Origin of the sequence: Brevundimonas sp. KM4 (assembly GCF_000964075.1) — a bacterium.
In the GTDB taxonomy this organism is placed as follows: domain Bacteria; phylum Pseudomonadota; class Alphaproteobacteria; order Caulobacterales; family Caulobacteraceae; genus Brevundimonas; species Brevundimonas huaxiensis.
Genome location: NZ_JZRG01000022.1, coordinates 100115 through 125428, shown reverse-complemented (window position 1 = coordinate 125428; position 25314 = coordinate 100115). Strand labels below are relative to the sequence as shown.

General features: G+C 68.4%; 28 protein-coding genes, 1 tRNA gene and 1 pseudogene. 15 read left to right on the top strand and 15 right to left on the bottom strand.

Features of this window, described 5'->3' with window-relative positions; all coding sequences use genetic code 11:
* Positions 1–171: 171 nt before the first annotated feature.
* Both VH88_RS16065 and VH88_RS12755 read left to right on the top strand, forming a co-directional pair.
* Positions 172–345: a hypothetical protein gene (locus tag VH88_RS16065; RefSeq protein WP_156146826.1), complete on the top strand. Its 174-nt coding sequence runs from the start codon at positions 172–174 to the stop codon at positions 343–345.
* Positions 346–765: 420 nt separating this feature from the next.
* On the top strand, positions 766–1656 hold the full coding sequence (locus tag VH88_RS12755) for a hypothetical protein (RefSeq protein WP_045811579.1): 891 nt from the start codon (positions 766–768) through the stop codon (positions 1654–1656).
* 87 nt (positions 1657–1743) lie between these two features.
* On the opposite strand, the gene VH88_RS12750 is transcribed toward VH88_RS12755, so the two are convergent.
* The gene (locus tag VH88_RS12750) at positions 1744–2424 is read right to left on the bottom strand and encodes a DsbA family oxidoreductase (RefSeq protein ID WP_045811578.1); all 681 of its coding nucleotides are present in this window, start codon (positions 2422–2424) and stop codon (positions 1744–1746) included.
* 67 nt (positions 2425–2491) lie between these two features.
* Positions 2492–3349 carry a DUF1206 domain-containing protein gene (locus tag VH88_RS12745; RefSeq protein WP_045811577.1) on the bottom strand — a complete coding sequence of 286 codons (858 nt, stop codon included), beginning with the start codon at positions 3347–3349 and terminating at the stop codon, positions 2492–2494.
* Positions 3350–3480: 131 nt separating this feature from the next.
* Here VH88_RS12745 and VH88_RS12740 point away from each other — a divergent pair, with 131 nt between their 5' ends.
* Together VH88_RS12740 and VH88_RS12735 are read left to right on the top strand one after the other, a co-directional pair.
* A complete protein-coding gene (locus VH88_RS12740; protein WP_045811576.1) occupies positions 3481–3663 on the top strand; it encodes a hypothetical protein in 183 nt (60 codons plus the stop codon).
* Positions 3664–3800: 137 nt separating this feature from the next.
* Entirely contained in the window at positions 3801–4487 is a 687-nt protein-coding gene (locus VH88_RS12735; RefSeq protein ID WP_039244474.1) for a Crp/Fnr family transcriptional regulator, read from the top strand.
* Here the strand turns inward: VH88_RS12735 and VH88_RS12730 are convergent.
* From VH88_RS12730 to VH88_RS12720, 3 genes are read right to left on the bottom strand one after another with little or no spacing between them, the layout of a single operon-like run.
* Entirely contained in the window at positions 4484–5941 is a 1458-nt protein-coding gene (locus VH88_RS12730) for a sensor histidine kinase (protein WP_082064489.1), read from the bottom strand. The genes VH88_RS12735 and VH88_RS12730 overlap by 4 nt on opposite strands.
* Positions 5938–6618, bottom strand: a complete 681-nt coding sequence (locus VH88_RS12725) for a response regulator transcription factor (RefSeq protein ID WP_045811575.1) — start codon at positions 6616–6618, stop codon at positions 5938–5940. Before VH88_RS12725 ends, VH88_RS12730 begins: the two co-directional genes overlap by 4 nt.
* The gene (locus VH88_RS12720; RefSeq protein ID WP_045811574.1) at positions 6618–6953 is read right to left on the bottom strand and encodes a hypothetical protein; all 336 of its coding nucleotides are present in this window, start codon (positions 6951–6953) and stop codon (positions 6618–6620) included. The genes VH88_RS12725 and VH88_RS12720 overlap by 1 nt, the downstream gene beginning before the upstream one ends.
* A 228-nt stretch (positions 6954–7181) precedes the next feature.
* On the opposite strand from VH88_RS12720, the gene VH88_RS12715 reads away from it, so the two are divergent.
* The 11 genes and pseudogenes from VH88_RS12715 (at position 7182) to VH88_RS12675 (ending at position 18032) form a co-directional block, all read left to right on the top strand.
* Entirely contained in the window at positions 7182–7544 is a 363-nt protein-coding gene (locus VH88_RS12715) for a hypothetical protein (protein ID WP_039244144.1), read from the top strand.
* Positions 7545–7895: 351 nt separating this feature from the next.
* Complete coding sequence (locus VH88_RS16060) at positions 7896–7985, top strand: potassium-transporting ATPase subunit F (protein ID WP_105625212.1); 90 nt, start codon at positions 7896–7898, stop codon at positions 7983–7985.
* Between the two features lie 18 nt (positions 7986–8003).
* Positions 8004–9713, top strand: coding sequence for a potassium-transporting ATPase subunit KdpA (gene kdpA, locus VH88_RS12710; RefSeq protein WP_045811573.1), 1710 nt, complete (start codon positions 8004–8006; stop codon positions 9711–9713).
* Between the two features lie 18 nt (positions 9714–9731).
* On the top strand, positions 9732–11798 hold the full coding sequence (gene kdpB / locus VH88_RS12705; RefSeq protein ID WP_045811572.1) for a potassium-transporting ATPase subunit KdpB: 2067 nt from the start codon (positions 9732–9734) through the stop codon (positions 11796–11798).
* A complete protein-coding gene (locus VH88_RS16055) occupies positions 11798–11953 on the top strand; it encodes a hypothetical protein (protein ID WP_153923133.1) in 156 nt (51 codons plus the stop codon). Before kdpB ends, VH88_RS16055 begins: the two co-directional genes overlap by 1 nt.
* 102 nt (positions 11954–12055) lie before the next feature.
* Positions 12056–12676 carry a TorF family putative porin gene (locus VH88_RS12700; protein WP_231576682.1) on the top strand — a complete coding sequence of 207 codons (621 nt, stop codon included), beginning with the start codon at positions 12056–12058 and terminating at the stop codon, positions 12674–12676.
* 10 nt (positions 12677–12686) lie between these two features.
* Positions 12687–13265, top strand: coding sequence for a K(+)-transporting ATPase subunit C (gene kdpC / locus VH88_RS12695; RefSeq protein WP_045811570.1), 579 nt, complete (start codon positions 12687–12689; stop codon positions 13263–13265).
* Positions 13266–15797: pseudogene (locus VH88_RS12690) on the top strand (DUF4118 domain-containing protein).
* A complete protein-coding gene (locus VH88_RS12685) occupies positions 15797–16486 on the top strand; it encodes a response regulator (protein ID WP_045811569.1) in 690 nt (229 codons plus the stop codon). The pseudogene VH88_RS12690 and the gene VH88_RS12685 overlap by 1 nt, the downstream one beginning before the upstream one ends.
* Positions 16487–16559: 73 nt before the next feature.
* Positions 16560–17402, top strand: a complete 843-nt coding sequence (locus VH88_RS12680; protein ID WP_369796288.1) for a histone deacetylase — start codon at positions 16560–16562, stop codon at positions 17400–17402.
* A 99-nt stretch (positions 17403–17501) separates the two neighbouring features.
* On the top strand, positions 17502–18032 hold the full coding sequence (locus VH88_RS12675; protein WP_045811568.1) for a 2'-5' RNA ligase family protein: 531 nt from the start codon (positions 17502–17504) through the stop codon (positions 18030–18032).
* A gap of 19 nt (positions 18033–18051) precedes the next feature.
* On the opposite strand, the gene VH88_RS12670 is transcribed toward VH88_RS12675, so the two are convergent.
* The 10 genes from VH88_RS12670 to VH88_RS12625 all read right to left on the bottom strand — a co-directional run bounded on the left by VH88_RS12670 (position 18052) and on the right by VH88_RS12625 (position 25307).
* A tRNA-Arg gene (locus VH88_RS12670) sits at positions 18052–18128 on the bottom strand.
* A 208-nt stretch (positions 18129–18336) separates the two neighbouring features.
* Positions 18337–18816: a hypothetical protein gene (locus VH88_RS12665; RefSeq protein WP_045811567.1), complete on the bottom strand. Its 480-nt coding sequence runs from the start codon at positions 18814–18816 to the stop codon at positions 18337–18339.
* A complete protein-coding gene (locus VH88_RS12660) occupies positions 18813–19403 on the bottom strand; it encodes a response regulator (RefSeq protein ID WP_045811566.1) in 591 nt (196 codons plus the stop codon). The genes VH88_RS12665 and VH88_RS12660 overlap by 4 nt, the downstream gene beginning before the upstream one ends.
* Positions 19404–19407: 4 nt before the next feature.
* Entirely contained in the window at positions 19408–19752 is a 345-nt protein-coding gene (locus tag VH88_RS12655; protein ID WP_045811565.1) for a hypothetical protein, read from the bottom strand.
* Positions 19753–19754: 2 nt separating this feature from the next.
* Positions 19755–20297, bottom strand: a complete 543-nt coding sequence (locus VH88_RS12650) for a chemotaxis protein CheD (RefSeq protein WP_045811564.1) — start codon at positions 20295–20297, stop codon at positions 19755–19757.
* The gene (locus VH88_RS12645) at positions 20294–20683 is read right to left on the bottom strand and encodes a response regulator (protein WP_039246211.1); all 390 of its coding nucleotides are present in this window, start codon (positions 20681–20683) and stop codon (positions 20294–20296) included. The genes VH88_RS12650 and VH88_RS12645 overlap by 4 nt, the downstream gene beginning before the upstream one ends.
* Positions 20684–20698: 15 nt before the next feature.
* Positions 20699–21736 carry a chemotaxis response regulator protein-glutamate methylesterase gene (locus VH88_RS12640; RefSeq protein ID WP_045811563.1) on the bottom strand — a complete coding sequence of 346 codons (1038 nt, stop codon included), beginning with the start codon at positions 21734–21736 and terminating at the stop codon, positions 20699–20701.
* On the bottom strand, positions 21733–22593 hold the full coding sequence (locus VH88_RS12635) for a protein-glutamate O-methyltransferase CheR (RefSeq protein WP_045811562.1): 861 nt from the start codon (positions 22591–22593) through the stop codon (positions 21733–21735). Before VH88_RS12635 ends, VH88_RS12640 begins: the two co-directional genes overlap by 4 nt.
* The gene (locus tag VH88_RS12630) at positions 22590–23045 is read right to left on the bottom strand and encodes a chemotaxis protein CheW (RefSeq protein ID WP_039246217.1); all 456 of its coding nucleotides are present in this window, start codon (positions 23043–23045) and stop codon (positions 22590–22592) included. Before VH88_RS12630 ends, VH88_RS12635 begins: the two co-directional genes overlap by 4 nt.
* A 3-nt stretch (positions 23046–23048) precedes the next feature.
* Positions 23049–25307 carry a chemotaxis protein CheA gene (locus VH88_RS12625; protein ID WP_045811561.1) on the bottom strand — a complete coding sequence of 753 codons (2259 nt, stop codon included), beginning with the start codon at positions 25305–25307 and terminating at the stop codon, positions 23049–23051.
* Positions 25308–25314 lie beyond the last annotated feature (7 nt).

The following is a 25314-nucleotide window of genomic DNA, read 5'->3' as shown; positions in this document are numbered from 1 at the left end:
GATGAAAACTCAGGGGCACGTCAGCGGGCACGGCATTCCCGAAGACACGCTGCGCCGCCGCTTTCAGCTCAGCCTCGACTATCTGGAGACGGTCTATAAGCCCCTGGTGGACCAGTGGGAGGTCTATGGGGTTAGCGACGGCGAGCCCGATCTGTTAGATTGGGGACCGAAATGAGCAGCATCTTCGACCGCGAAACCACGCTGAAGGCCCTGCGCGACGCCGCCCGGATCGCGCGCGAAGGCACGCGCGAGGAGAAGTCCGGCAAGTTCCTGCCGCCTCCCGGCTGGAAGGGGCATCTGGTCACCGCCGCCGACGCCGCGCCCGCGCCGAAGAAGCGGGCCTAAGCCTTCCCTCTCCCGTTGGGAGAGGGACCGCGCTCATTCTCTTTCGTCATCCTCCGGCAAGCCGCGTCTTCGCGGCGCAGACCGGGGGACCCAGCGGCGCGCGTGAGCGCGACCCTGTCGCGGACACTCACGGCCGACATCCTGCGTGAACAGATCGCCTTCGGCGCCGCTGGGTTCCGGGTCTCCCCCCGCTTTCGCGCGGGTTCGCCCGGAATGACGAAAGAAAAGCATCCCCGCCGGGGAATGACGAAAGGAAGGGATGCACAGCTAGCCGCCCTACCTATGCACGACGTCCCCGCCCCGGCCGTTGAAATCCCTCGCCTTTCGCGAAATCGACGCCGTCTACCCGATCGCGGTTCGGGGCGGCCTTAGACTGGCGGCGCGTCCTGTGTCGGGCGCGGGCGACAGGCCGGGGATGGGATGGACGACGACCACAGCTATGACGACGGCGGGTTCGAGGGGCCGCGCGATCCGTTTTACGATGCGATGACCCAGCAGGCGCTGGATCAGATCCGCATCCTGCGCGAGGCGGGTCTGGAGCAGACCTATCGCGACGCCCTGCATCACGATTCCTCGCCCGAGGCCGAGGCGGCCTTCTGGCGCGCGCACGGCCTGCCGATGCATCTGTTGCGGCTGCCGGACCTGGTGACCTCGGACCCCGCCGCGCGCGCGGCCGACCGGGTGCAGAACCGGGCCTATCGCCGCCTGTCGAAAGAGGCGTGGGAGGCGGCGGGCACGGCCTATCTGGCGGGCTCCACGGCCGAGGAGGTCAGCGCCGTCTATGGCATGGCGGTCAGCACCTTTCGCGCCCGCGCCAGGGATGCGGGCTGGCGGCGCGAGGATCAGCCCGATCCCCTGCGCGAGCCCATCGACCTGGAGGCCGAGACGGCCGAGGGTCTGCCCGACTATGGCGCCATGGCGGCCCACGCCCTGGTGCGGCTGAACCGGGCGCTTCAGGCCGGGCGCGCGCTGGAGGCCGCGCGCTGGGTGCGGCTGCACGCCGACCTGACCCGGATGGCGGCCGCCCCGCCCGCACCTTCGTCTCCGCCCGCGCCGCCGCCCCTGCCGAAGCCCCCGGCCCAACCCAAGGAACCCGACCTGGGCGACCGCGCCGCCGCCGTCGCCGAACAGGTCGGCCAGATCGCCCGCGAGGCCTGCGCCCTCAAACGCGGCGACTACGCCGGCCGCGACGCCCTGATGGCCCGCCTCAAGGCGCTCGACGACCTGAAACCGGCCCCGAGATCAGACGAATTAGACGAAATAGACGGTGTTTTTGCGGGGGCGGCGTCTAAAGCCGAACCGCCGGGCTGAAGGTGGGTCGTGAATGGTGAATCGTGAGTGGTGACTCGTGAAAAGAGGCACGCCCATTCACCAATCACCACTCACCACTCACCCCCCTCACACCTCAGACGCGATCTTGCGCAGGGCCTCTTCGAACACCGAGGCCGGCTGGCCGCCCGAGATCAGATATTTGCCCTCGACCACCACGGCCGGGACCGAGGTGATGCCGCGTGCGCGCCACAGGTCCTCGGCCTGGCGCACGGCCTGGGCGTAGCGGCCCGAGGCCAGCACCTCGCCCGCCTCGGCCCGGTCCAGCCCGGCCTTTTCGGCGGCGGTGGTCAGGACCCCGGCGTCGGTCAGATTGCGGTTCTCGGTGAAGTGGGCGGTGAACAGCGCCTGTTTCAGCGCCTTCTGAGCATCTTTGATTCCTTGGCCGGGCCCCGTCTCATGCGCCCAGTGCAGCAGCCGGTGGGCGTCGAAGGTGTTCCAGATGCGGCTGTCGTCGGTCATGCGCATGTCGAAGCCCACCTCGCCGGCCCGCTCGCGGATCATGGCTCGGTTGGCGGCGGACTGCTCAGGGCTCGCGCCGTATTTGCGGCCGATGTGTTCGACGATGTTCTCGCCCTCGGGCGCGATCTGGGGGTTCAGCTCAAACGGCTGAAAGGCGATGTCGGCCGCGATCCCTTCGTCCCTCAGCGCGTCCAGCGCCGTGTCCAGCCCGCCCAGCCCCACCACGCACCAGGGGCAGACGACGTCGGAGACGAAGTCGATCTTCAGGGTCTTGAGCGGAGCGTTCATGGCGCGGCCTTCTGGAACAGCGGGTGTTGCTTTCCGGATATGGCGACGCTGCGCCGACCGGCAAGGCCTAGCCCAGGCTCAAATCCCGGGGCGGACGAATGCGGCGCCAGCGCGCCTCCACGAAGGCGAAGGCGCCGAAGGCCATCAGCCCCGCCGCCGTCAGCCCCAGGATCCACGATCCGCCCGGCTGGGCCTCCAGCGCGTCCAGCGCCGCCGCCGTCGTCGTCACCTCGCCCGAGCGCGCATGCAGCCCCGCCAGAACCACAAACACGCCCAGCGGCAGATAGGCGAACCCCCGCGCCGCATAGCCCGCCCGCGCCAGCGCCGTCGCCGTGCCGCAGAAGGCCTTGGGACAGGCCAGGGCGTCGTCGAAGTCGTCGCGAATGGCCCTGACGATATTGCCGACGCCGACGCCCAGCACCACCAGCCCCGCCCCGATCAGCAGCACTTCTCCGAACGGCATCCCCAGCAGCATGGCCGCCTTCTCCTGGTTCTCGGCCACGCTTTCAGCCTGGGCCGTCGAGGCATTCGTCGCCTCGCCGAACTCGTCCAGATATTCGAACACCCCCGACGCCAGCACGCCGTAGAACAGGCCGCTGACCGCCTGGCCCGCTCGCGTCGTCCAGCCCTTCAGGTCGCTGCCCTCGTGATCCGCATCGAACACCGCCTGCAACACCCGCCAGCCGACGAAGGCCCACAGGCCCACTCCCAGCAGCACCAGCCAGACCTTGCCGAACGGCTGCTCGGCCAGCCAGCCCGCCGCCCCGCTGGTCCCCACCGCATCGCCGATCCGGTCCGTCGCCGCCAGCAGGGTCAGCGCCCCGGCCGACAGGTAAACGAAGCCCCGCGCCCCATAGCCGACCCGCGCCGCCCATTCGATCAGGGTCGCCAGCCGCGGCAGGCGAAGGGTCTTGGCGGCGTTCATGATGTCTCCCACGTCAGGACGCCCTCAACGCGCCGGCCAAGGCAAAGGCTCCGCTTCGACCCTGTGTCGACATCCGACAGACGCCGGCGGGCGTATAAGGTTAGGGTTCGCGCCCTTGGGGAGCCGTTCGCTTGAACATCTACGAGTTCCATTTCTTCGACGAGGCGGATCGCCGTCCGATGCTCGACTTCTTCGACGGCGCCGACGATGCGGCGGCGCTGGAAGCCGCGCGGTCTCAACTGTCGCGTCACGCCTCCTGCACGGGCGTCGAGGTGCTGGAGGCCGGCCGTCTGGTCGGCCGCGTCACCCGCTGAGCCCCCGTCGCGCTTTGCCCGATCGCGTACACAACGCGGTAAAGACACGACTTTTCCCCAGAAAGCCGCGTGATATATAGCAACGCTGTGTCGAGATTCGACAGACGCCACGCTCAGATCGCCTTATGCGCGAACTCATGAACCGCCTTTCGTCCGGCAACCGCTTGATCCAAGGGATGAACCCCGACGATCGCGACGCTCTGCTCGCCATAGCCACGCCGGTGGAATTCGCGCCCGGCCATGTGTTCAGCGAGCCTGACGACGCCATCGAACACCTGCATTTCATCGACAGCGGCTTCTGCTCGTCGGTCGCGGTGCTGGAAGACGGCCGGACCGTGGAGACCGTCATGATCGGGCGCGAAGGCGTGCTGGGCGTCGTCGCCTCGGTGGTGCCGCACCATGCCCACACCCGCAGCGTGGCTCAGGTCGCCGGGACGGCGCGCCGGGTGGACGCCGCCAAGTTCCGCGCCCTGTCGGCCCAACGGCCGGGCGTGCGCGACGCCGTCGCCGACTACATGGCGCGGCTTCAGGGCGAGTTGGAGCAGTCGGCCGCTTGCAACGCCCTGCATCATGCCGGGCAGCGGTTCGCCAAATGGCTGCTGCGCTGCCACGACCGGGTCGAGGGCGACACTCTGAACCTGACGCAGGAGTATCTGGCCTCCATGCTGGGCTCGCAGCGGACCACGGTGAACGAGGCGGCGCAGGGGCTTCAGAAGGCGGGCGCCATCGCCTATTCGCGCGGTCGGATCACGGTGCTGGATCGGGCGGCCTTGGAGCGGGCGGCGTGCGAATGCTACCGCCGGGGCGACGACCTGCAGCCCTAGTCGACCTGGGCGGCCGGCAGTTCGAGAACCGCCTTCAGCCCGCCCATGTCGCTGTCCGACAGCATCAGCCGCCCGCCATAGGCGCGCGTCAGGTCGTCCACGATCGACAGGCCCAGGCCCGAACCCGGCGCGCTCTCGTCCAGCCGCGCGCCACGTTGCATGACCGTGTCGCGCTGATCCGCCGGCAGGCCCGCGCCGTCGTCCTCGACCACCAGGATCATCTGACCCAACCCGCTGCCGCCCGCCGAGACGCGCACCCGTCGCCTGGAGAATTTGGCGGCGTTCTCGATCAGATTGCCCAGGATTTCCTGCAAATCCTGACGCTCGCCCAGGAAGGACAGGCTGTCGGGCGCACGCCAGTCGATCTCGACGTTCTTGTCGCGGAACACCTGCTCGATCATCACGGCCAGCTCGTCCAGCACCTCGGCGACGGGCGTCGTCTCGCCCAGACCGTGGGCGGCGCGCGCAGCGGCGCGGGCGCGGCGCAGGTGGTGGTCGACCTGACCCTGCATGATCTTGGTCTGGTGACGCACCAGTTCGGGCAGATCGCCCTCGCTCGTCCCCGCCTCGGCCAGCATGACCGAGATCGGCGTCTTCAGCGCATGGGCCAGATTGCCGACGTGGGTGCGCTGGCGATCCACGACTTCCTGATTGTGATCCAGCAGGCGGTTCACCTGCTCGGCCAGGGGCTGGATTTCCTGCGGATAGGAGCGACCGATCCGGGCGGACTTTCCCTTGCGCACGTCCGCGATCTCGTTTCGAAGGTCGAAAAGGGGCCGCAAGCCGATGCGCACCTGAATGAAGACGGCCGACACCAGTCCCAGCCCCAAGATCAGGAAGGCGATCCAGGTCACACCCGCGAACTGGCGCGTGTCCGCATCGACGTCGGAGCGATCCAGCGCGGCGATGAAGATGACCGGGTGTTCGTGCCGGGGGATGGACTTCATGCTGGCGGCGACGCGCAGCGGCTCGCGCGTCTCGGCGTCGTCCTTGGGGCCGGTGGTGTTGAAGGTGATGACGTCGCCGAAGGCCGCATCCAGCCGCGCAGGCAGATCTGCGGGCAGGGCCAGGTCATAGCGCCACAGCGAGGTTGAACGCGCCAGGCTGACCAGCCGCCCGTCGGGGCGAACCTCCATGATCTGCCAGTATTTGCCCGACAGCAGACGCAGGGTTCTGGCGTCCTGGATTTGCGGAATGGCCTCGCCTTGCGGCGTGCGACTGGCGCCGACCACGATCTCGTCGATCGTCTCGTTCAGCATGGCGCCCAGACGCCGCAGGGCGGATTCTTGAAAGGCCTGGGTCAGCACCAGCGCCGAAATGACCAGAGCGACCACGATCCAGGCCGAGGCCAGCCAGATCAGCCGGCGGGTCAGGGAGCGACCGGGACGACCGAACCAGCGGCCCCAGTCGTGGAGCGCGTCGGCGTTGGGTTTCGAAGCCGTCGCCTCGGTCACGCCGGGTCGGATTCGCCCGCCAGCGGCGTCAGCCGATAGCCGAGGCCGCGCACGGTCTCGATCCGGTCCGATCCGACCTTCTTGCGCACCCGGCCGATGAAGACCTCGATGGTGTTGGAATCGCGGTCAAAGTCCTGATCGTAAAGGTGTTCGACCAGCTCGGTGCGGCTGATGACCCGGCCCTGATGCATCATCATGTACTGCAGCAGCCGGTATTCCAGCGAGGTCAGGCGCAGGGGCTCGCCGTTGACGCTGGCCCGCGCCGCACGGGGATCCAGCCGCAGGCCGCCGCACGACAGGGTCGCCGAGGCGATGCCCGCCGAGCGGCGCAGCAGCGCCCGCAAGCGCGCCAGCAGCTCTTCGGTGTGGAAGGGCTTGGTCAGATAGTCTTCGGCGCCGGCGTCGAAGCCCGCCACCTTGTCCGACCAAGCGCCGCGCGCCGTCAGGATCAGGACCGGCGTCGTCTTGCCCTCACGCCGCCAGCGCTCCAGCACCGACACGCCGTCGATCTTGGGCAGGCCCAGATCCAGGACGATGACGTCATAGGGTTCGTTCTCGCCCAGATAATGGGCTTCCTCGCCGTCCGGCGCATGGTCCACGGCATAGCCCGCGTCGCCGAGCGCCGCCTTAAGCTGACGCGACAGATCCGCGTCGTCCTCGACCAGAAGCACGCGCATCAGTTCGGCCTGCGACGTTGATTGTTGTTGTCGGGACGCGCCTGTCCGGTCTGGCCGTCGACCACGACCTCGCGCACGCGTCCGTCGCGTTCGACCAGGACGGAATAGTTGCCGTCGCGGCGCGGTTGGGTGTCGATCGGGCGACCGCCGCCGGCCTCGCCGCCACGACGACGGGCCTCGTCGGGACTGACGCGCGGACCACGGTCCTGCGAGCGCTGATCCTGGTCGCGCGACTGGGCCTGCGCACTCGTCGTCATGACGGGCGCAAAGGCCAGACCGAGAGCCAGAGCGAAGGCCGGAGGGGCAATCAGGAGAGGGGCGGGTTTACGAAACATGGCGACCGATCTAGTCCCGATCATCTGAACGGGCGCTGAATACGTCGTATAGTTTAAAGCGAACGCTGCTCCAAACCGGAGACCAAATCCGAAGACGGCGGCGTGACGACTTTTTCATCCAGATGAACCGAACCTGATCGATCCTGTTCAGAACCGGCTCAGTCGCCGGGTGCTCAAATCGCCTCATCGCTGGTCACCCCGACCGGCAGAACATTTGAGGAGATCGCCATGCGCAAGCTTATCGTCCCCGCCATCGCCCTGGCCGCCGCCTCGGTCGCCGCGCCGTCCTTCGCCCAGTCCTACCATCGCCCGGCCCCGCCCCATCACGCCAGCTATGGCTCGTGGCAGTCGATCAACGCCCGTCAGGCCAATCTGGATCGCCGCATCGATCAGGGCGTCCGCAACGGCCAGCTGAGCCGCCGCGAAGCCACCCGTCTGCGCGGAGAGTTCAACAGCCTGCTGCGCCTGGAGGCCAACTATCGCCGCGGCGGCCTGACCGCCTGGGAACGCCAGGACCTGGACCGTCGTTTCGACCGCCTCTCGGCCCAGATCCGCTACGAACGCCGCGATTACGACAACCGTCGCGGCTGATCATCTCGACAAAGACAGTTGGAAGCGCGGCCGCAAGGCCGCGCTTTTCTCATTTGATCTGAAGCCGCACGGCCGGGGCCTGCGCGGCGCATCCTCAAGCGCATCATTGCATTCGAAAGTCCGCCCGCCGGCCCTTCACACGTCGCCCGCGCTGCGACCGACCCAGCTTCTCTGGTTTTATGAATCCTTTAGGTCGGCGGGCCGGACTCGCATCGCGCCATTATGCCGCCCGGTGGTCTGTTCCCGCTCGAACTTGAGCGAGGAGGCCGGATTGGCCGATGTGATTTTTCTGGCGGTGGGTGCGGGGGCGTTCGCCGTCTTCGCCTTGCTGGCCACAGCGTTGAAACGGGTATGACGATGATCGCCATGCTCTGGGGGGCGGGGGCGCTGGTCGTCGCCGTTTACATGGTCGCGGCGCTGCTGCGGCCCGAGCGGTTCTGAGGAACCGGGACGGATTTCATGAACATGCAAGGATGGGGCGAGATCGCCCTGACCCTTGGGCTGGCCGTAATGCTCGGCTGGCCCATCGGCGTTTATATGTCGCGCGTCTGGAATGGCGAGCGGACCTGGCTGGACCCGGTGCTGAAGCCGGTCGAGGCCGTCTTCTACGGCGCCGCCGGCGTCGATCCGAAACGCAGCCAGGGCTGGCTGGGATACGCCGGCGCCCTGTTGGCCTTCAACCTGGCGGGCTTTGTCCTGCTGTATGCGATCCTGCGTCTGCAGGGCGTTCTGCCGCTGAACCCGCAAGGGTTCGCGGGCGTGTCGCCGCATCTGGCCTTCAACACCGCCGTCAGCTTCGTGACCAACACCAACTGGCAGAGCTATGGCGGTGAAGCGACGCTCTCGACCTTCACCCAGATGGTCGGCCTGACGGTGCAGAACTTCGTCTCGGCGGCGACGGGCGCGACGATCGCGGCGGCCCTGGCGCGCGCCTTCGTCGCCAATCGCGGCGAGGGCGTCGGCAACTTCTGGGCCGATCTGACACGCACGACCCTGTACGTCCTGCTGCCCGCCGCCCTGATCCTGGCCGTGGCCCTGTCGGGTCTGGGCATCGTCCAGAGCCTAGCGGCCCATGTGACGGCGACCGGCGTCGAGGGCGGATCCCAGACCTTGCCGCTGTTCCCGGCGGCCAGCCAGGTGGCGATCAAACAGCTGGGCATCAACGGCGGCGGCGTCTTCAACGTCAACGGCGCCCATCCGTTCGAGAACCCGAACGCCATCACCAATCTGCTGACCGCGGTGGCGATCAACGTCATGGGCTGGGCGGCCTTCTTCGCCTTCGGCCGCACCGCCATGGCGGGACGCGACATCCGCGCCCTGGCGGCGGCCGCCCTGATCCTGCTGAGCGCCGCCAGCGCGGCCATGTATGTGATCGAGACCCAGCCGGCCCCCGCCCTGGTCGCGGCCCAGGTCGACGCCTCGATAAACATGGAGGGCAAGGAGGTCCGCTTCGGCGCCCCCGCCTCGACCGTCTGGTCCGTGGTCACGACCGGCGCCTCTAACGGCTCGGTCAACGCCATGCACGCCAGCTTCATGCCCTTGGGCGGCGGCTTGCAGATGTTCCTGATGCAGTTGGGCGAGATCCTGCCCGGCGGGATCGGATCGGGCATCGCCATCATGGTCGTCATGGCTCTGCTGTCGGTCTTCGTCGCCGGCCTGATGGTCGGGCGCACGCCCGAGTATCTGGGCAAGAAGATCGAGGCGCGCGAGATCCAGTTCGCCATGATCGCGGTGCTGATCCTGCCGCTGGCCATCCTGGGTTTCACCGCCGTGTCGGCCGTCTTCCCGACGGCGCTGGCGGGCCTGCTGAACAAGGGGCCGCACGGTTTGTCAGAGATCCTGTACGCCTACACCTCGGCGGCGGCGAACAACGGCTCGGCCTTTGCGGGCCTGACCGCCAACGCCCCCTGGTGGAACACGACCCTGGGTCTGGGGATGCTGTTCGGGCGGTTCATTCCGGCCGTCGCCGTCCTGGCCATCGCCGGCAGTCTGGTGACCAAGCCCAAGCTGGCGCCCAGCCCCGGCACCCTGCCGACCGACAACGGCCTGTTCATCGGCCTGCTGATCGGCGTGATCCTCATCCTTGGCGGCCTGCAGTTCCTGCCCGCCCTCGCCCTGGGACCGATCGTCGAGCACTTTCAGGTGCTTGCGGCGGTCGCCGGCGCCTGATCCTTCGGACATCCTGACATGACACAAATAACTCTGGATCCGCGCGAGGGCGGCCGTGCGTCGCCTCTCGCGGGCGGCCTCTCGGGACAGATGATCGGACGCGCCGTCGGCGACGCCTTCGTCAAGCTGAACCCCGTCAAGCTGATCAACAATCCGGTCATCTTCACCACCTGGATCGTGGCGCTGCTGTCCACGCTGTCGGCGGCTGCGGCCATCGCGGGCGGTCAGTCGGCGGGCTTTGCGGTGCAACTGGCGCTGTGGCTGTGGGCCACGGTCCTGTTCGCCAATGTCGCCGAAAGCATCGCCGAAGGGCGCGGCAAGGCGGCGGCCGATTCCTTGCGCGCCACCCGCGTCACGACCAAGGCCAAGCTGATCGTCGATCCGAAGACCGGCAGCGTGGTCCCGACCAACGCCTCGGAGCTGGAGGTCGGGTCGATCATCCTGGTCGAGGCCGGCGACGTGATCGCCTCGGACGGCGAGATCGTCGAGGGGGTCGCCTCGGTCAACGAGGCCGCCATCACCGGCGAGAGCGCCCCGGTTATCCGCGAAAGCGGCGGCGACCGTTCCGCCGTCACCGGCGGCACGACCGTCGTCTCGGACTGGATCAAGGTGCGCATCACCGCCAAGCCCGGTTCGACCTTCCTCGATCGCATGATCGCCATGGTCGAGGGCGCGGACCGCCGAAAGACGCCGAACGAGCTGGCCCTGGCCGTGCTGCTGGCCGGCCTGACCCTGATCTTCCTGATCGCGGTCGTGACCCTGGTGGGCCTGGGCGCCTATTCCGGAGTCGATCTGGATCCGATGGTGCTGGGCGCCCTGTTCATCACCCTGATCCCGACCACGATCGGGGGCCTGCTGTCCGCCGTCGGCATCGCCGGCATGGACCGGTTGCTGAAGGTGAACGTGCTGGCCACCTCGGGCCGTGCGGTGGAGGCGGCAGGCGACGTCGACACCCTGCTGCTCGACAAGACCGGCACCATCACCTTCGGCAACCGCATGGCGACCGAGGTCATCCCGGTTCCCGGCGTGCGCCCAGAGGCCGCCCTGGCCGCCGCCGTCATGGCGTCGCTCGCCGACGAGACGCCAGAGGGCCGCTCCATCGTCGAGCTGGGCCGCAACGCCGGGGTTTCGGTCGATCAGCCCGCCGGCGCCGTCGCCATTCCCTTCACCGCCGTCACCCGCCAGTCGGGCCTGGACGTCGGCAAGGACAGCTGGAGGAAGGGCGCGGTCGATGCGGTGCTGAAGGATCTGAACCTGACCGACGGCGCGGCCCCGGCCGAGTTCCGCCAGGCCGTCGACCGGATCGCCCGCTCGGGCGGCACGCCCCTGGCCGTGACCCAGAATGGCGTCCTGGTCGGCGTCATCCACCTGAAGGACGTGGTCAAGCCGGGCGTGAAGGCGCGCTTCGCCGACCTGCGCCGCATGGGCCTGCGCACCGTCATGATCACCGGCGACAATCCGGTGACCGCCGCCGCCATCGCTTCGGAGGCCGGGGTGGACGACTACCTCGCCGAGGCGACGCCCGAGGACAAGATGCGCCTGATCAAGGCCGAACAGGCCAAGGGTCGCCTTGTCGCCATGTGCGGCGACGGCGCCAACGACGCCCCGGCCCTGGCCCAGGCCGATGTCGGCGTGGCCATGCAGACCGGCGCCCAGGCCGCGCGCGAGGCCGGCAACATGGTCGATCTGGACAGCGATCCGACCAAGGTCATCGAGATCGTCGAGGTCGGCAAGCAACTGCTGATCACGCGCGGCGCCCTGACGACCTTCTCGGTCGCCAACGACGTGGCCAAATATTTCGCGATCATCCCGGCGATGTTCGTGATGGCCCTGCCGTCGCTCGGCGCGCTGAACGTCATGCGTCTGCACAGCCCCGAGAGCGCCATCCTGTCGGCGGTGATCTTCAACGCCCTTGTCATCGTCGCCCTGATCCCGCTGGCGCTGAAGGGCGTCAAATACCGGGCCATCGGCGCCGGCGCGCTTCTGGGTCGAAACCTGCTGATCTACGGCCTGGGCGGCCTGATCGCCCCGTTCGTCGGCATCAAGCTGATCGACCTGCTCATCTCCGGCCTGGGTCTGGCGTGATGCGTCGGGAGGTCTCTCGCATCCTGCAACTCGTCGTGGCTGTGCTGGTCATCGCCGTGATGTGGGGCGTGGCGACGCTGCAGCAGACCGATCCGCGCACGCGCTCCAACCCCATGGCCATTCATCCTGTTCGAATAGAGAAATCCAATGCGTAAATCCTTCTCCAAGGCCTCGGGCCGCAACGACGCCTGGTTCGCCGCCGCCTGTATCGTCGGTCTCGCCGGTCTGGGCCTGTGCAGCGAAGCCAAGGCCAGGACGTGTCGGCCCCAACCGTTTCGGCCAACGTCGCCGTCACCTCCGACTACGTCTTCCGCGGGGTCAGCCAGACCCAGGAAAACCCCGCCCTTTCGGCCGGCGTCGATCTGACCAGGAACGGCTTCTACGCTGGCGGCTGGGCCTCCAACGTCGATTTCGGCGACGACACGGACGCCGAGGTCGATCTGTATGCCGGCTATCGGCCCGAGGTCGCCGGCTATGCGCTGGACTTCGGCGTGATCGGCTATCTCTACGCCGGTCAGCCGGACGGCGCCGACTATGATTATGTCGAGTTCAAAGCCGCCGCCTCACGCGCCGTCGGTCCGGCCACCCTGGGCGCCGCCGTCTACTATTCGCCCGACTTCTTCGGCGCGGCCGAGGACGAGGCGACCTATGCCGAGGTCAACGGCGCGGTCAGCCCGGCCGACAAATGGACTGTCTCGGGCGCCGTCGGGCGTCAGTGGGTGTCGTCGGACCTGGACTACACCACCTGGAACCTGGGCGCGGCCTATCAGCTCACCGACAATTTGGCGCTGGACCTGCGCTATCACGACACCGACCAACACGACTTCGGCGACATCTACGGCGCACGCGCCGTAGCCACGCTGAAGGCGACCTTCTGAGGCGACGACCATGGTCAACCAACTTCGCCCGGCCCTCGTCATGACGGCTCTGTTCACCCTGCTGCTGGGCTTGGCCTATCCGCTGGCCGTCACCGGCATCGCCCAGGTCGCCTTCCCGGACCAGGCCAACGGCAGTCTGGTGCGCGACGCCGGCGGGCGGGTCGTCGGCTCGTCCCTGATCGGCCAGCCCTTCGTCGGCGCCACCTATCTGCATCCGCGCCCGTCGGCGGCGGGCGACGGCTATGACGCCGCCGCCTCGTCCGGCTCCAACATGGGGCCGCTGAACCCGGACCTGATCGCGCGCGTCGCCGAAAGCGCCCAGACGATCCGCGCCGAGGACGGCCCCGGCGTCATCCCGGCCGATGCGGTGACGGCCTCAGGTTCGGGCCTCGACCCGGACGTGTCCCCGGCCTACGCTCGGCTTCAGGCCGCGCGGATCGCCCGCGCCAGAGGCGTTCCCGTGCAACAGGTCCAGAGCATCATCGACGCGCACATCGAGGGGGCCTTCCTGGGCTTCATCGGCCAGCCGCACGTCAATGTCCTGCTGACCAACCGCGCGCTGGACGCCCGCTTCGGGGCGGAGGGCTGATTGCCCGAAACGGCGCCCGAAACGCCCGCGACTTCAGCCGTTCCGCGCCGCAAGCGCGGGCGGCTGAAGGTGTTTCTGGGCATGTCGCCCGGCGTGGGCAAGACCTATGAAATGCTGCGCGCCGCACGCCGTCGAAAGGCCGAGGGGCTGGACGTCGTCGTCGGCGTGGTCGAGACCCACGGCCGCAAGGAGACGATGAGCCTGCTGCGCGGGCTGGACGTCATGCCGCGGGCGCCCATCGAACACCGCGACCGCGCCCTGATGGAGTTCGACCTCGACGGCGCCCTGGCGCGACGGCCCGAACTGCTGCTGGTCGACGAATACGCCCATTCCAACGCGCCCGGTTCGCGCCATCCCAAGCGCTGGCAGGATGTGGAGGAACTGCGCGACGCCGGCATCGACGTCTGGACCACGCTGAACATCCAGCATCTGGAAAGCCTGTCCGACGTCATCCTGCGCATCACCGGCGTGCGCCAGCGCGAGGCCGTGCCCGACAGCGCCCTGACCGGCGCCGACGACATCGAGGTCGTCGACATCACGCCCGAAGACCTGCGGGCGCGTCTGGCCGAGGGCAAGGTCTATGTGCCCGAAACGGCGCGGGTGGCGTCCGAGAACTTCTTCAAGATCGAGAACCTGACGGCGCTGCGCGAACTGGCCCTGCGGCGGGCGGCCCAGACGGTGGACGACCAGCTGCTGACCCACCTGCGCGAACGGGGCGTGTCGGGGCCGTGGGCGGCGAACGAGCGGATCCTGGTCTTGGTCGGCGGCGACGCCATGACCGCCTCGCTGGTTCGGACCGGTCGGCGGATGTCGGACATGATGATGGACGCCCCCTGGTCGGTGGCCCATGTCGAGCGGCCCAGCGGATCGCGCGTCGACGCCCGGTCGGCGGGACGGCTGTCAGAAGCCTTCAAGCTGGCCGAGCAGCTGGGCGGACGGCCCGTGACGATCAGCGGCGACGACGTGGTGCGCGCCGTTCTGGACCACGCCCACCGCAACAACGTCACCCAGATCGTCATCGGCAAGACGCGCGGCGGGCGGTTCGCCGAATGGACCGGCCGGGCCTTGGCGACCGAACTGTTGCGAAAGGCGCAAGGGGTCGCCGTCCACGTCGTGACCGAGGGCGATCTGACCGCGCCCGAACCGGCGGCCAAGTCGGGCGTCCGGGCGGCGCTGGACTGGCGCGGCTATCCGGCCGGGGCGGGGTTCGTCCTGGCGGCGACGGGGGCGGCCCTGTTGCTCGATACCCGGTTCGAGCGGGTCGATCTGGGCGTCATCTATCTGGCGGCGGTGGTGGCGGCGGGGGTGCTGAACGGCCTCAGACCCGCGCTGGCGGCGGCGACCCTGGCCTTTTTGACCTACAACTTTCTGTTCCTCCAGCCGCGCTACAGCTTCCTGATCGGTTCGCCGACCGACTTTTTGACGCTGCTCCTGTTCTGGGGCGTAGCTCTGGGCACCGGCGCCCTGGCGGGGCGAGTGCGCGAACAGGCCAGAGCCGCCCAGCGCCGCGCCGCCGCCGTCTCGGCCCTGTTGGCCGCCAGCCAGACCCTGTCGGCCGGCCAGGATCGCGCGACCACGGCCCGCAGCCTGGCCGAACAGGCCTCCGCCGCCGCCGGCGCGGGCGCCGTCGTCCTGCTGCCCGACGGCGAGGACATTGTGCTGACGGCGGCCAGCCCCGAGGGCGTGACCCTGGCCCCCGACGCCATGGCCGCCGCCCGCTGGGCCTGGACCCACGGCGAGGTGACGGGCCACGGCACCGGCACCCTGCCGCAGACCCACTGGCGGTTTCAGCCCTTGCAGGGCGTGTGCGGCCGGGCCGGCGTCGCGGGCATCGACGCCTCGGCCGTGGCGGCGGGCTCGGACGAGGAACGTCTGGCCATGGCGTTGCTGGACTAGGGCGCCGTGGCGCTGGAGCGCGCGGATCTGGCCGGTCAGGCGCTGGAGACCGAGACCCTGCGCCGCGCCGACCGTTTCCGCGCGGCCTTGATGAACTCGGTCAGTCACGACCTGCGCACGCCCCTGTCCACCGTCCTGGGCTCGGCGACGACCCTGATCGACTATGGCGCGACCCTGAAGCCCGAGGTCCGCGATGACCTGTTGCTCAGCATCCGCGAAGAGGCCGAACGCCTGTCGCGCTATGTCGGCGATCTTTTGGATATGACCCGGCTGGAGGGCGGCGGCCTGAACGTACGCACCGACTGGACCGATGTGCGCGATATCCTGAACACCGCCGCCGACCGGGTGTCGCGCCGCCTGGGCCAACGCAAGGTCACGCGCGATTTTTCGGCCCAACTCAGCATCCCGACCGCCGAGTTGGAACGGGTATTCGACAAGTTCCGCCGCATGGAAGAATCCACCGATCGGGCCAAGGGCGCCGGGCTGGGCCTGGCCATCGCCAAGGGCTTCGTCGAGGCCATGCGCGGCCGCATCGCCGCCGCCAGCCCGATCCAGGACGACGCCGACGGCAGACGCGGCACCCGCATCTTGATCAGCCTGCCCAAGTCCATCGCCACCCACCCGGATCTGCTGTGATGTCCGCCGTTCGCCCCCAGGTTCTGGTCATCGACGACGAGCCGCAGATCCACCGCTTCCTCGCGCCCGCTCTGGACGCCGCCGGCTATGAACCCCGCCGCGCCGACGGCGGTCAGGAGGGCCTGCGCGCCATCGCCCTTTGGAGCCCCGACGCCGTGGTTCTGGACCTCGGCCTGCCCGACATGGACGGCAAGGACGTCCTGACGCGGGCGCGCGACTTCTATCAGGGGCCGATCATCGTCCTGTCCGCCCGCGACCGCGAGGCAGAAAAGATCACGGCCCTGGACCTCGGCGCCAACGACTACGTGGAAAAGCCGTTCGGCGTCGGCGAACTGCTGGCCCGCATCCGCGCCGGTCTGCGTCAGGGCGCGCTGACGCCGGTCGCGGGCGGGGTGGTTACGGCCGGCGATGTCGTCATCGACCTGGACCGCCGCATCGTCACCCGCGCCGGCGAGCGGGTGAAGCTGCGCCCCAAGGAATACGACGTCCTGGCCTACCTCGCCCGCAACGCCGGCACGGTCCTGGGCCACGCCGACCTGCTCAAGACCATCTGGGGCGCCGGCCACGCCGACGACGTGCAGTATCTCCGCGTCGTCGTCGGCCAACTCCGGCACAAGCTCGAGGCCGACCCGGCCCAGCCCGTCCTGCTCGTGACCGAACCGGGCGTGGGGTACCGACTGGCGGACTGAGGCCTTCGGCGAGAGGGTTCGACACCTTTCCCAATGCAGCCTCATAAAGGCCGGCGCGTTGTCTGCGGAACGCATGTCTGAATCAGGCCCCCTCCCCCCGATCGTTTACCACCCGGCGTACAACGCCGAACTGCCTTCGGGTCATCGCTTTCCGATGCAGAAGTATGCGCGCCTGGTGGAGGTGCTGAGAGAGGAAGGGCTGATCGGACCGGAGGGGCTATGGGAGCCCGAACCTGCGGATTACTCGCTGCTCGCCGCCGTGCACGATCCCGACTATGTACGCCAGGTGCTGGATGCCTGCGTTCCGCCGAAGGTCGAACGGGTCATCGGCCTGCCCATCACCCAAAGCGTCGTCGAACGGACGCAGGCCGCCGTCGGCGGCACGCTGACCGCAGCCCGTCTCGCCCTTCGCCACGGCCTCGCCTGCAACACGGCCGGCGGCAGCCATCATGCCGGCCCCATGGGCGGCGCCGGCTTCTGCGTCTTCAACGACATCGGCGTCGCCGCGCGCGCCCTGATCGATAATGGCGAAGTCGGACAGGTCCTGGTCGTCGATCTGGACGTCCATCAGGGTGATGGAACCGCCTTCATCTTCGAGCACGAGCCCCGCGTCTTCACCTTTTCCATGCATGGCGAAAAGAACTTTCCGGTGCGCAGGGGGCCCAGTGATCTGGATATCGACCTGCCCGACGGAACCGGCGACGCAGCCTATGTCGCTAGGCTCAAAGCCATTCTGCCCGACCTGCTTCGACGCGTTGCGCCGGATCTCGTCTTCTACATCGCCGGCGTCGATCCGCACGAAAGCGACCGGCTCGGGCGGCTGTCGCTGAGCGACGAGGGATTGGCTGAACGCGATGCCTATGTGCTGGAAACCTGTCTGGCGGTCGCGCCGGTCGTCGGCGTCATCGGCGGTTGATGACCACGATATTGATCGTCTGGCGCGCCGCCATGCGACGCTGCATCGCGCGGCCGCCCAGGCCTGGCGGCGCGGTCTGGGCCGGCGGGAGGCTTGATCGTGGCAGACCCGGCGCCGCTCATCATCACCGCAGCCCTGGACGACGGCGCCTTCGACTGGTTCGACGCCTTGCGCCAGGCGCACTTTCCCCGCCACCGCAACGTCGTCCCGGCCCATCTGACCCTGTTCCACGCGCTCCCCGGGGCGCAGGAGGGCTTTGTATTGGAGACGCTGAAGTCGGCGTGCCGGCGCCAGGCGCCCATCCGCCTCGATGTGCGCGGCCCGTGGTCCCTGGGGCGTGGCGTGGCCTACCGACTGGCGTCCGCCGATCTGGACCGACTACGTAGACAACTCGCGGAGGCCTTTTCGCCCTGGCTGACCCGCCAGGATCAGGCCCCGTTCCGGCCGCACATCACCATCCAGAACAAGGTCGAGCCTGCAGACGCCAAACAGCTGCTTGAGCAGCTTCAGCTGGAGTTCGAGCCGTTCGACATTCTCGCTGAAGGCCTGCTCGTCTGGCGCTACCTGGGCGGCCCGTGGGAGGCGATTGATCGGATTTCTTTCGAGGGCCAGCTGACCCTCGACGATTAGAATGCACCCGACAGTGCAATGGCGACCCCGGCAGGACTCCAACCTGCGACCTCGGCTTTAGGAAAGCCTTGCTCTATGCAGCTGAGCTACGGGGCCACACCCAACGCCGTAGCGGGTCGGGGCGGCGGGGGGAAGTCGGGGCGGCGAAAAAGTCGGGCGGCGGCCGGGCGACCCCGACGTCGGGCGTTTGTGGTTAAGAGGCCTTAACCTACAATATATCGCGGTGAACAAAGGACGAAACGGGCGATGTCAGCGATTCGGTCCTGATTCGTTTCGTCCTTGTTCCGCGAGAACGGAACGGCCGTTAACCGACGGGCGGGACGTGGGCGGTCAGGGCGCGCAGACCCTCCAGAAGGCGGTCGGAATCGGCGCTTGTCTGGCCTTGGGCGGCCAGGGTCAGGCGAAGTGCGCGGACGTGAACCTCGACCGAGGGCCATGACCAGCTGCCGGCGCTCTTCATCCGGTCGGCGATCTCGCACAGGCTGAAGGCGGCCTCGAAAAAGGTCGGGACGTCCATATAGCCGGCCATGTCGACCATGGCGGAGGCGAAGGCATAGATTTGGTCCGGAGCGTCATTCGGGCGGGTCGCGCACAGGGCCTCGATGGCGTCGACATTGGCCGTCAGCAGGGTGAAGACATGGTCGCGCTGTTCATCCAGCGCTTGGTTGGCGCGGGATTCGGCCTCGATGATCAGGCGGCCCCCGGGCCGCGCCATCTGACGCTGGAGCGAGGTGTGGACGCGGCGGACGGTGGAGGGTTTGGGCGCGGCGACAGGCTCGGTCACAGGCTGACCTTCATCGGCTTCATCAGCATGTCGATCTCGTCCTGATCCATGTTTTCCTCGACCGCCTCGCCCAGATCGCCGGTCAGGTCGCTTTCGCGACGACCATCGGTGCCCGGAGGCGGCCCATAGTTGTGCACCCGGCGGTCGGGGCCGATGTAGTGTTCGGACTCCACGAAATCCCGGTCCTCACCGCCCAGCCAGATGATCCGCTTCAGCAGCAGAGACGGCGACAGGGGCTTGGCGACGATGAAGCTGGCGCCGCAGTCGCGGCCCTGGTGGACCTTGGCCTGGGAGGCGTGACCCAGGATCATGATGACGGGCACATAGCGGGTCGGCGTGGGGGCGTCGCGCCGCAACCAGCGCACGAAGTCATAACCGTCCATGTCCGGCATGATGCAGTCGATCAGGATCAGATCGACCGAGCGGCGCGCCAGCAATTCGACGGCGGCCTGGGCCGAGGCGCATTTGATCTGCTCCTTGCAGCCGAAGCCCTGGACGATGGACCCCAGCATATCCAGCGAGGTGGGCTGGTCGTCGATCAGAAGGACCGTCGTGTGCGCCAGATTGACCCGATCGCTCTTGGCCATGGCGTCAGAACAGCATGAGGTCGCCGGCGTCGGCGTTCGATTGCGGGCGATGCTCGCCGGCGGCGGGACGAAGGCGGCCGGCCATGTCGGCCAGCGACAGGCGGCTGACGGCCTCGGACGGGCTGGCGCCGCCGCCCAGCATGCGCAGCACGCCGGACAGAGCCTCGAGACGCTGGGTCAGGGCGTCCAGGGCCTGGGCCTGGGTCAGGGCGTTTGGCCGTTCCTCGGGCGGGGCGCGGCGGACCAGATCGCTGACCAGGGCCTCGATCCCGTCAATGCCTTCGCGCACCAGCATCAGCTCGTCGGCGACGGCGGCCAGCAGATCGGCGTGTTCGGGAGGGGCGCTCATCTTCAGAACAGTTCCAGGGCGCCGGTGTCGACCGGGGCCATGACGGGCACGGGCTTGGGCGCGACGACGTCGGTGACGGCGCGCTGCAGCGCGCGGCCGGTGACGGGCCAGTAGTGCAGTCGCCGTCCGCCATCGCCGCGCAGACTGCCGCCCACGACAGGAATGCCTTCGTCGCGCAGGAATTTCTCGGCGAAGTCGGCGTTGCTGCGCCCGACGTCGCGCAGGCTGTCGAACATGCGGCCGCCGCCGAACAGCTTGGCCTCCAACCGGTCGCGCCGTGCGCCGGCCTTGAGCATGTCGTTGATCAGAAGCTCCATCGCATAGGCGCCGTAGCGACGTCCCGCGTCGGTCCCTGCGCCCGAGCCTTCGGGCAGCAGGAAGTGGTTCATGCCGCCCACGCCCGCCAGCGGATCGCGCACGCACATGGCGACGCAGGACCCCAGTATGGTGCTGAGCACGACATTGGGATCGGACGTGATGAAGTGCTCGCCCTGACCGACGTGAACACGTTTTTCGGCAGTGTCCTTCAGGGCGGCGAAACTCATGTCAGGGGACCGAAGACGGCTTCCAGCTTGCCCTTCAGCTGGGCGACGGTGAAAGGCTTGACCAGATAGTTGTTGACGCCGAACTGCACCGCGCGCTGCACCAGTTCCCGGTCGGCGCGGCCCGTCAGCATGATGAAGGCGGTCTTGGAGGTCGGCGGGTGGGCGCGCACGGCGCGCAGAAGGCCCAGACCGTCCAGGTTCGGCATATTATAGTCGGAGATGATCAGGTGCGCGGGCTTGGACACGATCTCGCGCAAGGCGATTTCGCCGTCGGCGGCCTCGCGGATCTCGCGCACGCCGAGCTGTTGCAGGCTGGTGCGAACCAGCGAGCGCATCGTCATCTGATCATCGACGACCAGGCAGTGAAGTGAGGCGGCGGCGGGCATAGGTTACGCTCCCGATTAGGCGACAGACCGCGCAGCCGGATCGGCGCACAGTTCGAGAATGGCGGTGGACAGGCGGTGCAGCGGCAACTGCCGCTCCACGGCGCCGATTTCATAGGCGGCCTTGGGCATGCCATAGACGACGCAGGTCGCCTCGTCCTGACCCAGGGTGCGGCCGCCGGCCTGGCGCATGGCCAGCAGGCCCTTGGCGCCGTCGCGGCCCATGCCGGTCAGGATGACGCCGGTCATCGGACGCTTCAGCCGGGCGACGGAGTCGAACATCACATCCACCGACGGACGGTGGCCGTTGACGGGATCGCTGGCGACGAGGCGGCAACGGGGCGTCAGGCCGCCCGAGACCTCAAGATGGGTTGCGCCGCCGGGGGCCAGATAGATGTGGCCGGGCTTCAGCGGGGCGCCGTCCACCGCCTCGGTCACGGTCGGGACGCAGACGCGGTCCAGACGGGCGGCGAAGCTGGCGGTGAAGGTCGCCGGCATATGCTGGGTGATGACGGTCGCCGGGCAATCCAGCGGGAAGCCGCTGAGCACGGTCAGCAGGGCCTCGACTCCGCCGGTGGACGAGCCGATGGCGAGGATCTGATTGGGATCGGCGTGATAGGCGCGCGGCGCCTCGGCGGCGGCGGGCGTATCGCCGCGGGCGCGGACGCGCGAACGGGCGGCGGTCTTCACCTTGCCGATCAGGTCGTGGAAGGCGTCGACGCTGGCCACCGCCGGCTTGGCCACCGCATCCACGGCGCCGATCTCCAGCGCGGCCAGGGTGACGTCCGTGCCCGCCGCCGTCAGGGTCGAGACCATGACCACCGGCATCGGCCGCAGGCGCATGATCTTTTCCAGGAACTCCAGCCCGTTCATGTTGGGCATTTCGACGTCGAGCGTAATGACGTCGGGGTTCAGGGCCTTGATCGCGGCGCGGGCCTCGATGGGATCGGCGGCGGTGCCGACGACCTCGATCTCAGGATCCGACTTCAGGGCGGCCGAGATCAGCCCGCGCATGGTCAGGCTGTCATCGACGACGAGGACGCGGACAGGGCTCATGCGCCACCCAGGCGATAGGTGGTCAGGCCGGCGGTCTGAAGCTGGCTGGTCGCCGGGCCGGAGACGCGTTCGGAGTGACCGATGTAGAGGGTCGCGCCGGGGTTCATCAGCGGGGTGAACCGCTTCCACACCCGTTCCTGGGTCGCGTCGTCGAAGTAGATGACGACGTTGCGGCAGAAGATGACGTCGAACTTGCCCTTCATCGGCCAGTCGCCGATCAGGTTCAGCTCCTTGAAGCTGACCAGGCGCTTCAGCTGCGCGCCTGCGACCCACTGGCCGCGATCGGCGCGGTCGAAATATTTGCGCCACAGGGTGACGGGCGCGGGCTCCAGCGCCTCTTCGGAATAGACGCCGTCATGGCCCTGGGCGACCATGTTGGGATCGATGTCGGTGGCCAGGATGCGCACATCCAGCTCGGCCGCCTCGGGCAGGGCCTGCAGCACGGTCAGGGCCATCGAATAGGGCTCCTGCCCGTTCGAACAGGCGGCCGACCACAGGCGGACCCGGCCGCCGGCGCGGGCGCGCGCCGCCAGTTCGGGCATGACCCGGTCGCGCAGGTCGTCGAAATGGTGCGGCTCGCGATAGAAGCGGGTGACGTTGGTGGTCAGGGCCGCGGTCATCTTCTGACGCTCGTCCACGCCGTCCACGCCCTCGACCAGAGCGCAGTAGTCGCGGAAGCTGGTCAGACCCAGGGTGCGCAAGCGCTTGGCCAGGCGCGAATAGACCAGCGCGGCCTTGCCCTCGTTCAGAGCGATGCCCGCATGGGCGTGCAGCATCTGGGCGATGTGGCGGAAATCCTCGGCGGTGAAGACGAACTCGCCCTCGACGATGGATCCCCGGCCGGCGGCGGCGGTCATGCGGCTTCGGCCTCGACTTGCGGCAGGATGTAATCCAGTTCGATCAGGCTGATCATACGGCCGTCGATCGAGAAGATGCCCTTGACGAAGGTCTTCACCTGATCGCTGGCGACGTCGGGCGTCGGCTGGACCGAGGCCTCGCTCATCTGCAGGATGTCGGACACGGCGTCGACCAGCAGGCCCACCATCCGACCGCCGATGTGGGCCACCATGATGACGTGGCGCGCCGTCGGTTCCGAGGTCGTCAGGCCGAAGCGCGCGCCCAGGTCGATGATCGGCAGGACTGTGCCGCGCAGGTTGATGACGCCCTTCATGTATCCCGGCGAACGGGGCAGAGGCGTCGCCGGCGTCCAGCCGCGGATTTCGCGCACCGACATGATGTCGACGCAGAATTCCTGACTGCCGATGCGGAAGGCGATCAGTTCACGCTGGAGATCTTTGGCTTCGGTCATGGTTCAGCTCGCGAGCTTGAAGTCGGGACGGACGGATTTGCGGCGCATGTCGGTGACCAGCACGTCGACATCCAGGATCAGGGCGACGCGCCCGTCGCCCAGGATGGTGGCGGCGGCGACGCCCTCGACCTGCTGGTAGTTGGTTTCCAGGCTCTTGATGACCACCTGGCGCTGGCCCTGGATGGCGTCGAACAGCAGGGCCGCCTGTTGGCCGCCTTCGGTCTCGACGACCACGGCGACGCCTTCGGTCGGGTTCATCGGCTGTTCGCGGAAGCCCATGATCAGGGCCACGTCGATCAGCGGCAGGAAGCGGTCACGGAAGCGGATGACGGGATCCACCCCGCCGACGAAATGCAGGTCGACGGCTTGCGGGGTCAGGCTCTCGACGATGGCCGGCAGCGGCGCGATCAGCGTCTGTTCGGCGGCGGCGACGACCATGCCGTCCAGCACCGCCAACGTCAGCGGCAGGCTGAGGGTGAAGGTCGAGCCCTTGCCGGGCACAGAGCTGATGGAGATGCGGCCGCCCAGCGCCTGGATCGAGCGTTTGACCACGTCCATGCCCACGCCCCGGCCCGAGATGTCGGACACGACGGCGGCGGTGGAGAAGCCCGGCGCAAAGATCAGATTGTCGATCTGCTCGTCGGTCAGGGGCGCGTCGGCGGCGATCAGACCCTTGTCGACGGCGATCTTCTTGACCCGTTCGCGGTTGATGCCGCGGCCGTCGTCGGAGATTTCGATGACGATCCGACCCGAGCGGTGCAGGGCCGCGAGACGCACCGTGCCCTCGGCCGGCTTGCCGGCGGCGACGCGCTCCTCGGGCGTTTCCAGCCCGTGGTCGATGGCGTTGCGCAGCATATGGGTGATGGGCTCGGCCAGGCGTTCGACCACGGTCTTGTCGACCTCGGTGTCCTCGCCGGCCGTGACCAGACGGACCTGTTTGGAGACCATGTCGGCGACTTCGCGGACCAGGCGCGGCATGCGCTGGAACACCGACTTCACCGGCTGGGCGCGGATGGCCATGACGCTGTCCTGGATCTCGCGGGTCAGCAGTTCCAGATCTTCGAGACCGAGCGCGATGCCCGACGAGCGGGCCAGGCCGCTTTCCAGCACACGTTGCGACAGCATCGCCTGCTGGATGACCAGTTCGCCGACGACGTTGATCAGGCGATCAACCCGATCAAGATCGACACGGATCGTCACCGGCGCAGGCGCAACGGGAGCAGAAGCCGGCGCGAGCGTCGCCGCCACGGGTGCGGCGACAGGGGCGGCCACCGGCTCAACAATGGGCGCAGCGGCGATCGGGGCGGGCGCGGGCTCGGGCTCCAGGGGAGCGAAGGGCACGACCTCGGCCGCCGGCTCGGCGGCGGCGCCGGAAGCCTTGGCCAGAAGAGCGGCGATATCCAGGTCGTCGCTGGCGGGCAGGACGGCGGCCGGTTCGTCTTCGAACGCAGCGAGTTCATCACCGCCGGCGCCCAAGGGCGTGATGGTCAGATCGCAGTCGCTTTCGACGAAGTCGAAGACCTCGCGCACGGCCGCCTCATCGACGGCGGCGGCCAGATCGACCGTCCAGGTCAGGCAGCCGTCCTCGATCGACAGCGCGTCCAGCGTCGGCGTCTCGCTGTCGTCCACGACGACCGTGACCGGGCCGAGACGACCCAGCTCGCGCAGCAGCAGGCTGGTCTCGTTGGCGTTCACGTACATCCGGCCCATCGGCTTGAACACGATGCGCCAGCCGACCGACGGCGCGTCGACGCCCAGGTCGACGCCCAGGTCGGCGATGGGCAGGGGCGCGGGATCGTCCAGCGCCATGTCGAAGGCCATGGGGGTAAAGCCGAAGTCGTCTTCGTCTTCCTCGACCTCGACCGGCGCCTCGCCGCCATGGGTCAGGACCTGCATTTCGGCGACCAGGGCGGCGGACCGCGCCTCGTCCACCGGGGGGATCAGCCCTTGGGCGGCCTGGATATGATCGGCCAGCACGTCGGAGGCGCGCAGCAAGGTCTTGATAGTGATCGCATCGCACGGCTTACGGCCCGCGCGCAGTTCGTCCATCAGGGTCTCGAAGACGTGGGCGAACCGGACCAGGGCCTCCAGGCCGAAGGCCCCTGCCCCGCCCTTGACCGAATGGACGGCGCGGAAGACGGCGTTGATCGTCTCCAGGTCGGTCTGACCCTGTTCAAGCAGCATCAGCTTGGCTTCCAGGTCCGCGAGCAGTTCGTCGCACTCCTGGAAGAAGGTGGCTTTGATGGCTTCGAAGGCGTCCATTAGGTCG

Bases quoted from the DNA above. Each gene is read 5' to 3' on its own strand.
- VH88_RS16065 (WP_156146826.1), top strand. From the start codon at position 172: ATGAGCAGCATCTTCGACCGCGAAACCACGCTGAAGGCCCTGCGCGAC.
- VH88_RS12755 (WP_045811579.1), top strand. From the start codon at position 766: ATGGACGACGACCACAGCTATGACGACGGCGGGTTCGAGGGGCCGCGC.
- VH88_RS12750 (WP_045811578.1), bottom strand. From the start codon at position 2,424: ATGAACGCTCCGCTCAAGACCCTGAAGATCGACTTCGTCTCCGACGTC.
- VH88_RS12745 (WP_045811577.1), bottom strand. From the start codon at position 3,349: ATGAACGCCGCCAAGACCCTTCGCCTGCCGCGGCTGGCGACCCTGATC.
- VH88_RS12735 (WP_039244474.1), top strand. From the start codon at position 3,801: ATGAACCGCCTTTCGTCCGGCAACCGCTTGATCCAAGGGATGAACCCC.
- VH88_RS12725 (WP_045811575.1), bottom strand. From the start codon at position 6,618: ATGCGCGTGCTTCTGGTCGAGGACGACGCGGATCTGTCGCGTCAGCTT.
- VH88_RS12720 (WP_045811574.1), bottom strand. From the start codon at position 6,953: ATGTTTCGTAAACCCGCCCCTCTCCTGATTGCCCCTCCGGCCTTCGCT.
- VH88_RS12715 (WP_039244144.1), top strand. From the start codon at position 7,182: ATGCGCAAGCTTATCGTCCCCGCCATCGCCCTGGCCGCCGCCTCGGTC.
- VH88_RS16060 (WP_105625212.1), top strand. From the start codon at position 7,896: ATGACGATGATCGCCATGCTCTGGGGGGCGGGGGCGCTGGTCGTCGCC.
- kdpA (WP_045811573.1), top strand. From the start codon at position 8,004: ATGAACATGCAAGGATGGGGCGAGATCGCCCTGACCCTTGGGCTGGCC.
- kdpB (WP_045811572.1), top strand. From the start codon at position 9,732: ATGACACAAATAACTCTGGATCCGCGCGAGGGCGGCCGTGCGTCGCCT.
- VH88_RS16055 (WP_153923133.1), top strand. From the start codon at position 11,798: ATGCGTCGGGAGGTCTCTCGCATCCTGCAACTCGTCGTGGCTGTGCTG.
- kdpC (WP_045811570.1), top strand. From the start codon at position 12,687: ATGGTCAACCAACTTCGCCCGGCCCTCGTCATGACGGCTCTGTTCACC.
- VH88_RS12685 (WP_045811569.1), top strand. From the start codon at position 15,797: ATGTCCGCCGTTCGCCCCCAGGTTCTGGTCATCGACGACGAGCCGCAG.
- VH88_RS12680 (WP_369796288.1), top strand. From the start codon at position 16,560: ATGTCTGAATCAGGCCCCCTCCCCCCGATCGTTTACCACCCGGCGTAC.
- VH88_RS12660 (WP_045811566.1), bottom strand. From the start codon at position 19,403: ATGGCCAAGAGCGATCGGGTCAATCTGGCGCACACGACGGTCCTTCTG.
- VH88_RS12655 (WP_045811565.1), bottom strand. From the start codon at position 19,752: ATGAGCGCCCCTCCCGAACACGCCGATCTGCTGGCCGCCGTCGCCGAC.
- VH88_RS12650 (WP_045811564.1), bottom strand. From the start codon at position 20,297: ATGAGTTTCGCCGCCCTGAAGGACACTGCCGAAAAACGTGTTCACGTC.
- VH88_RS12645 (WP_039246211.1), bottom strand. From the start codon at position 20,683: ATGCCCGCCGCCGCCTCACTTCACTGCCTGGTCGTCGATGATCAGATG.
- VH88_RS12640 (WP_045811563.1), bottom strand. From the start codon at position 21,736: ATGAGCCCTGTCCGCGTCCTCGTCGTCGATGACAGCCTGACCATGCGC.
- VH88_RS12635 (WP_045811562.1), bottom strand. From the start codon at position 22,593: ATGACCGCCGCCGCCGGCCGGGGATCCATCGTCGAGGGCGAGTTCGTC.
- VH88_RS12630 (WP_039246217.1), bottom strand. From the start codon at position 23,045: ATGACCGAAGCCAAAGATCTCCAGCGTGAACTGATCGCCTTCCGCATC.
- VH88_RS12625 (WP_045811561.1), bottom strand. From the start codon at position 25,307: ATGGACGCCTTCGAAGCCATCAAAGCCACCTTCTTCCAGGAGTGCGAC.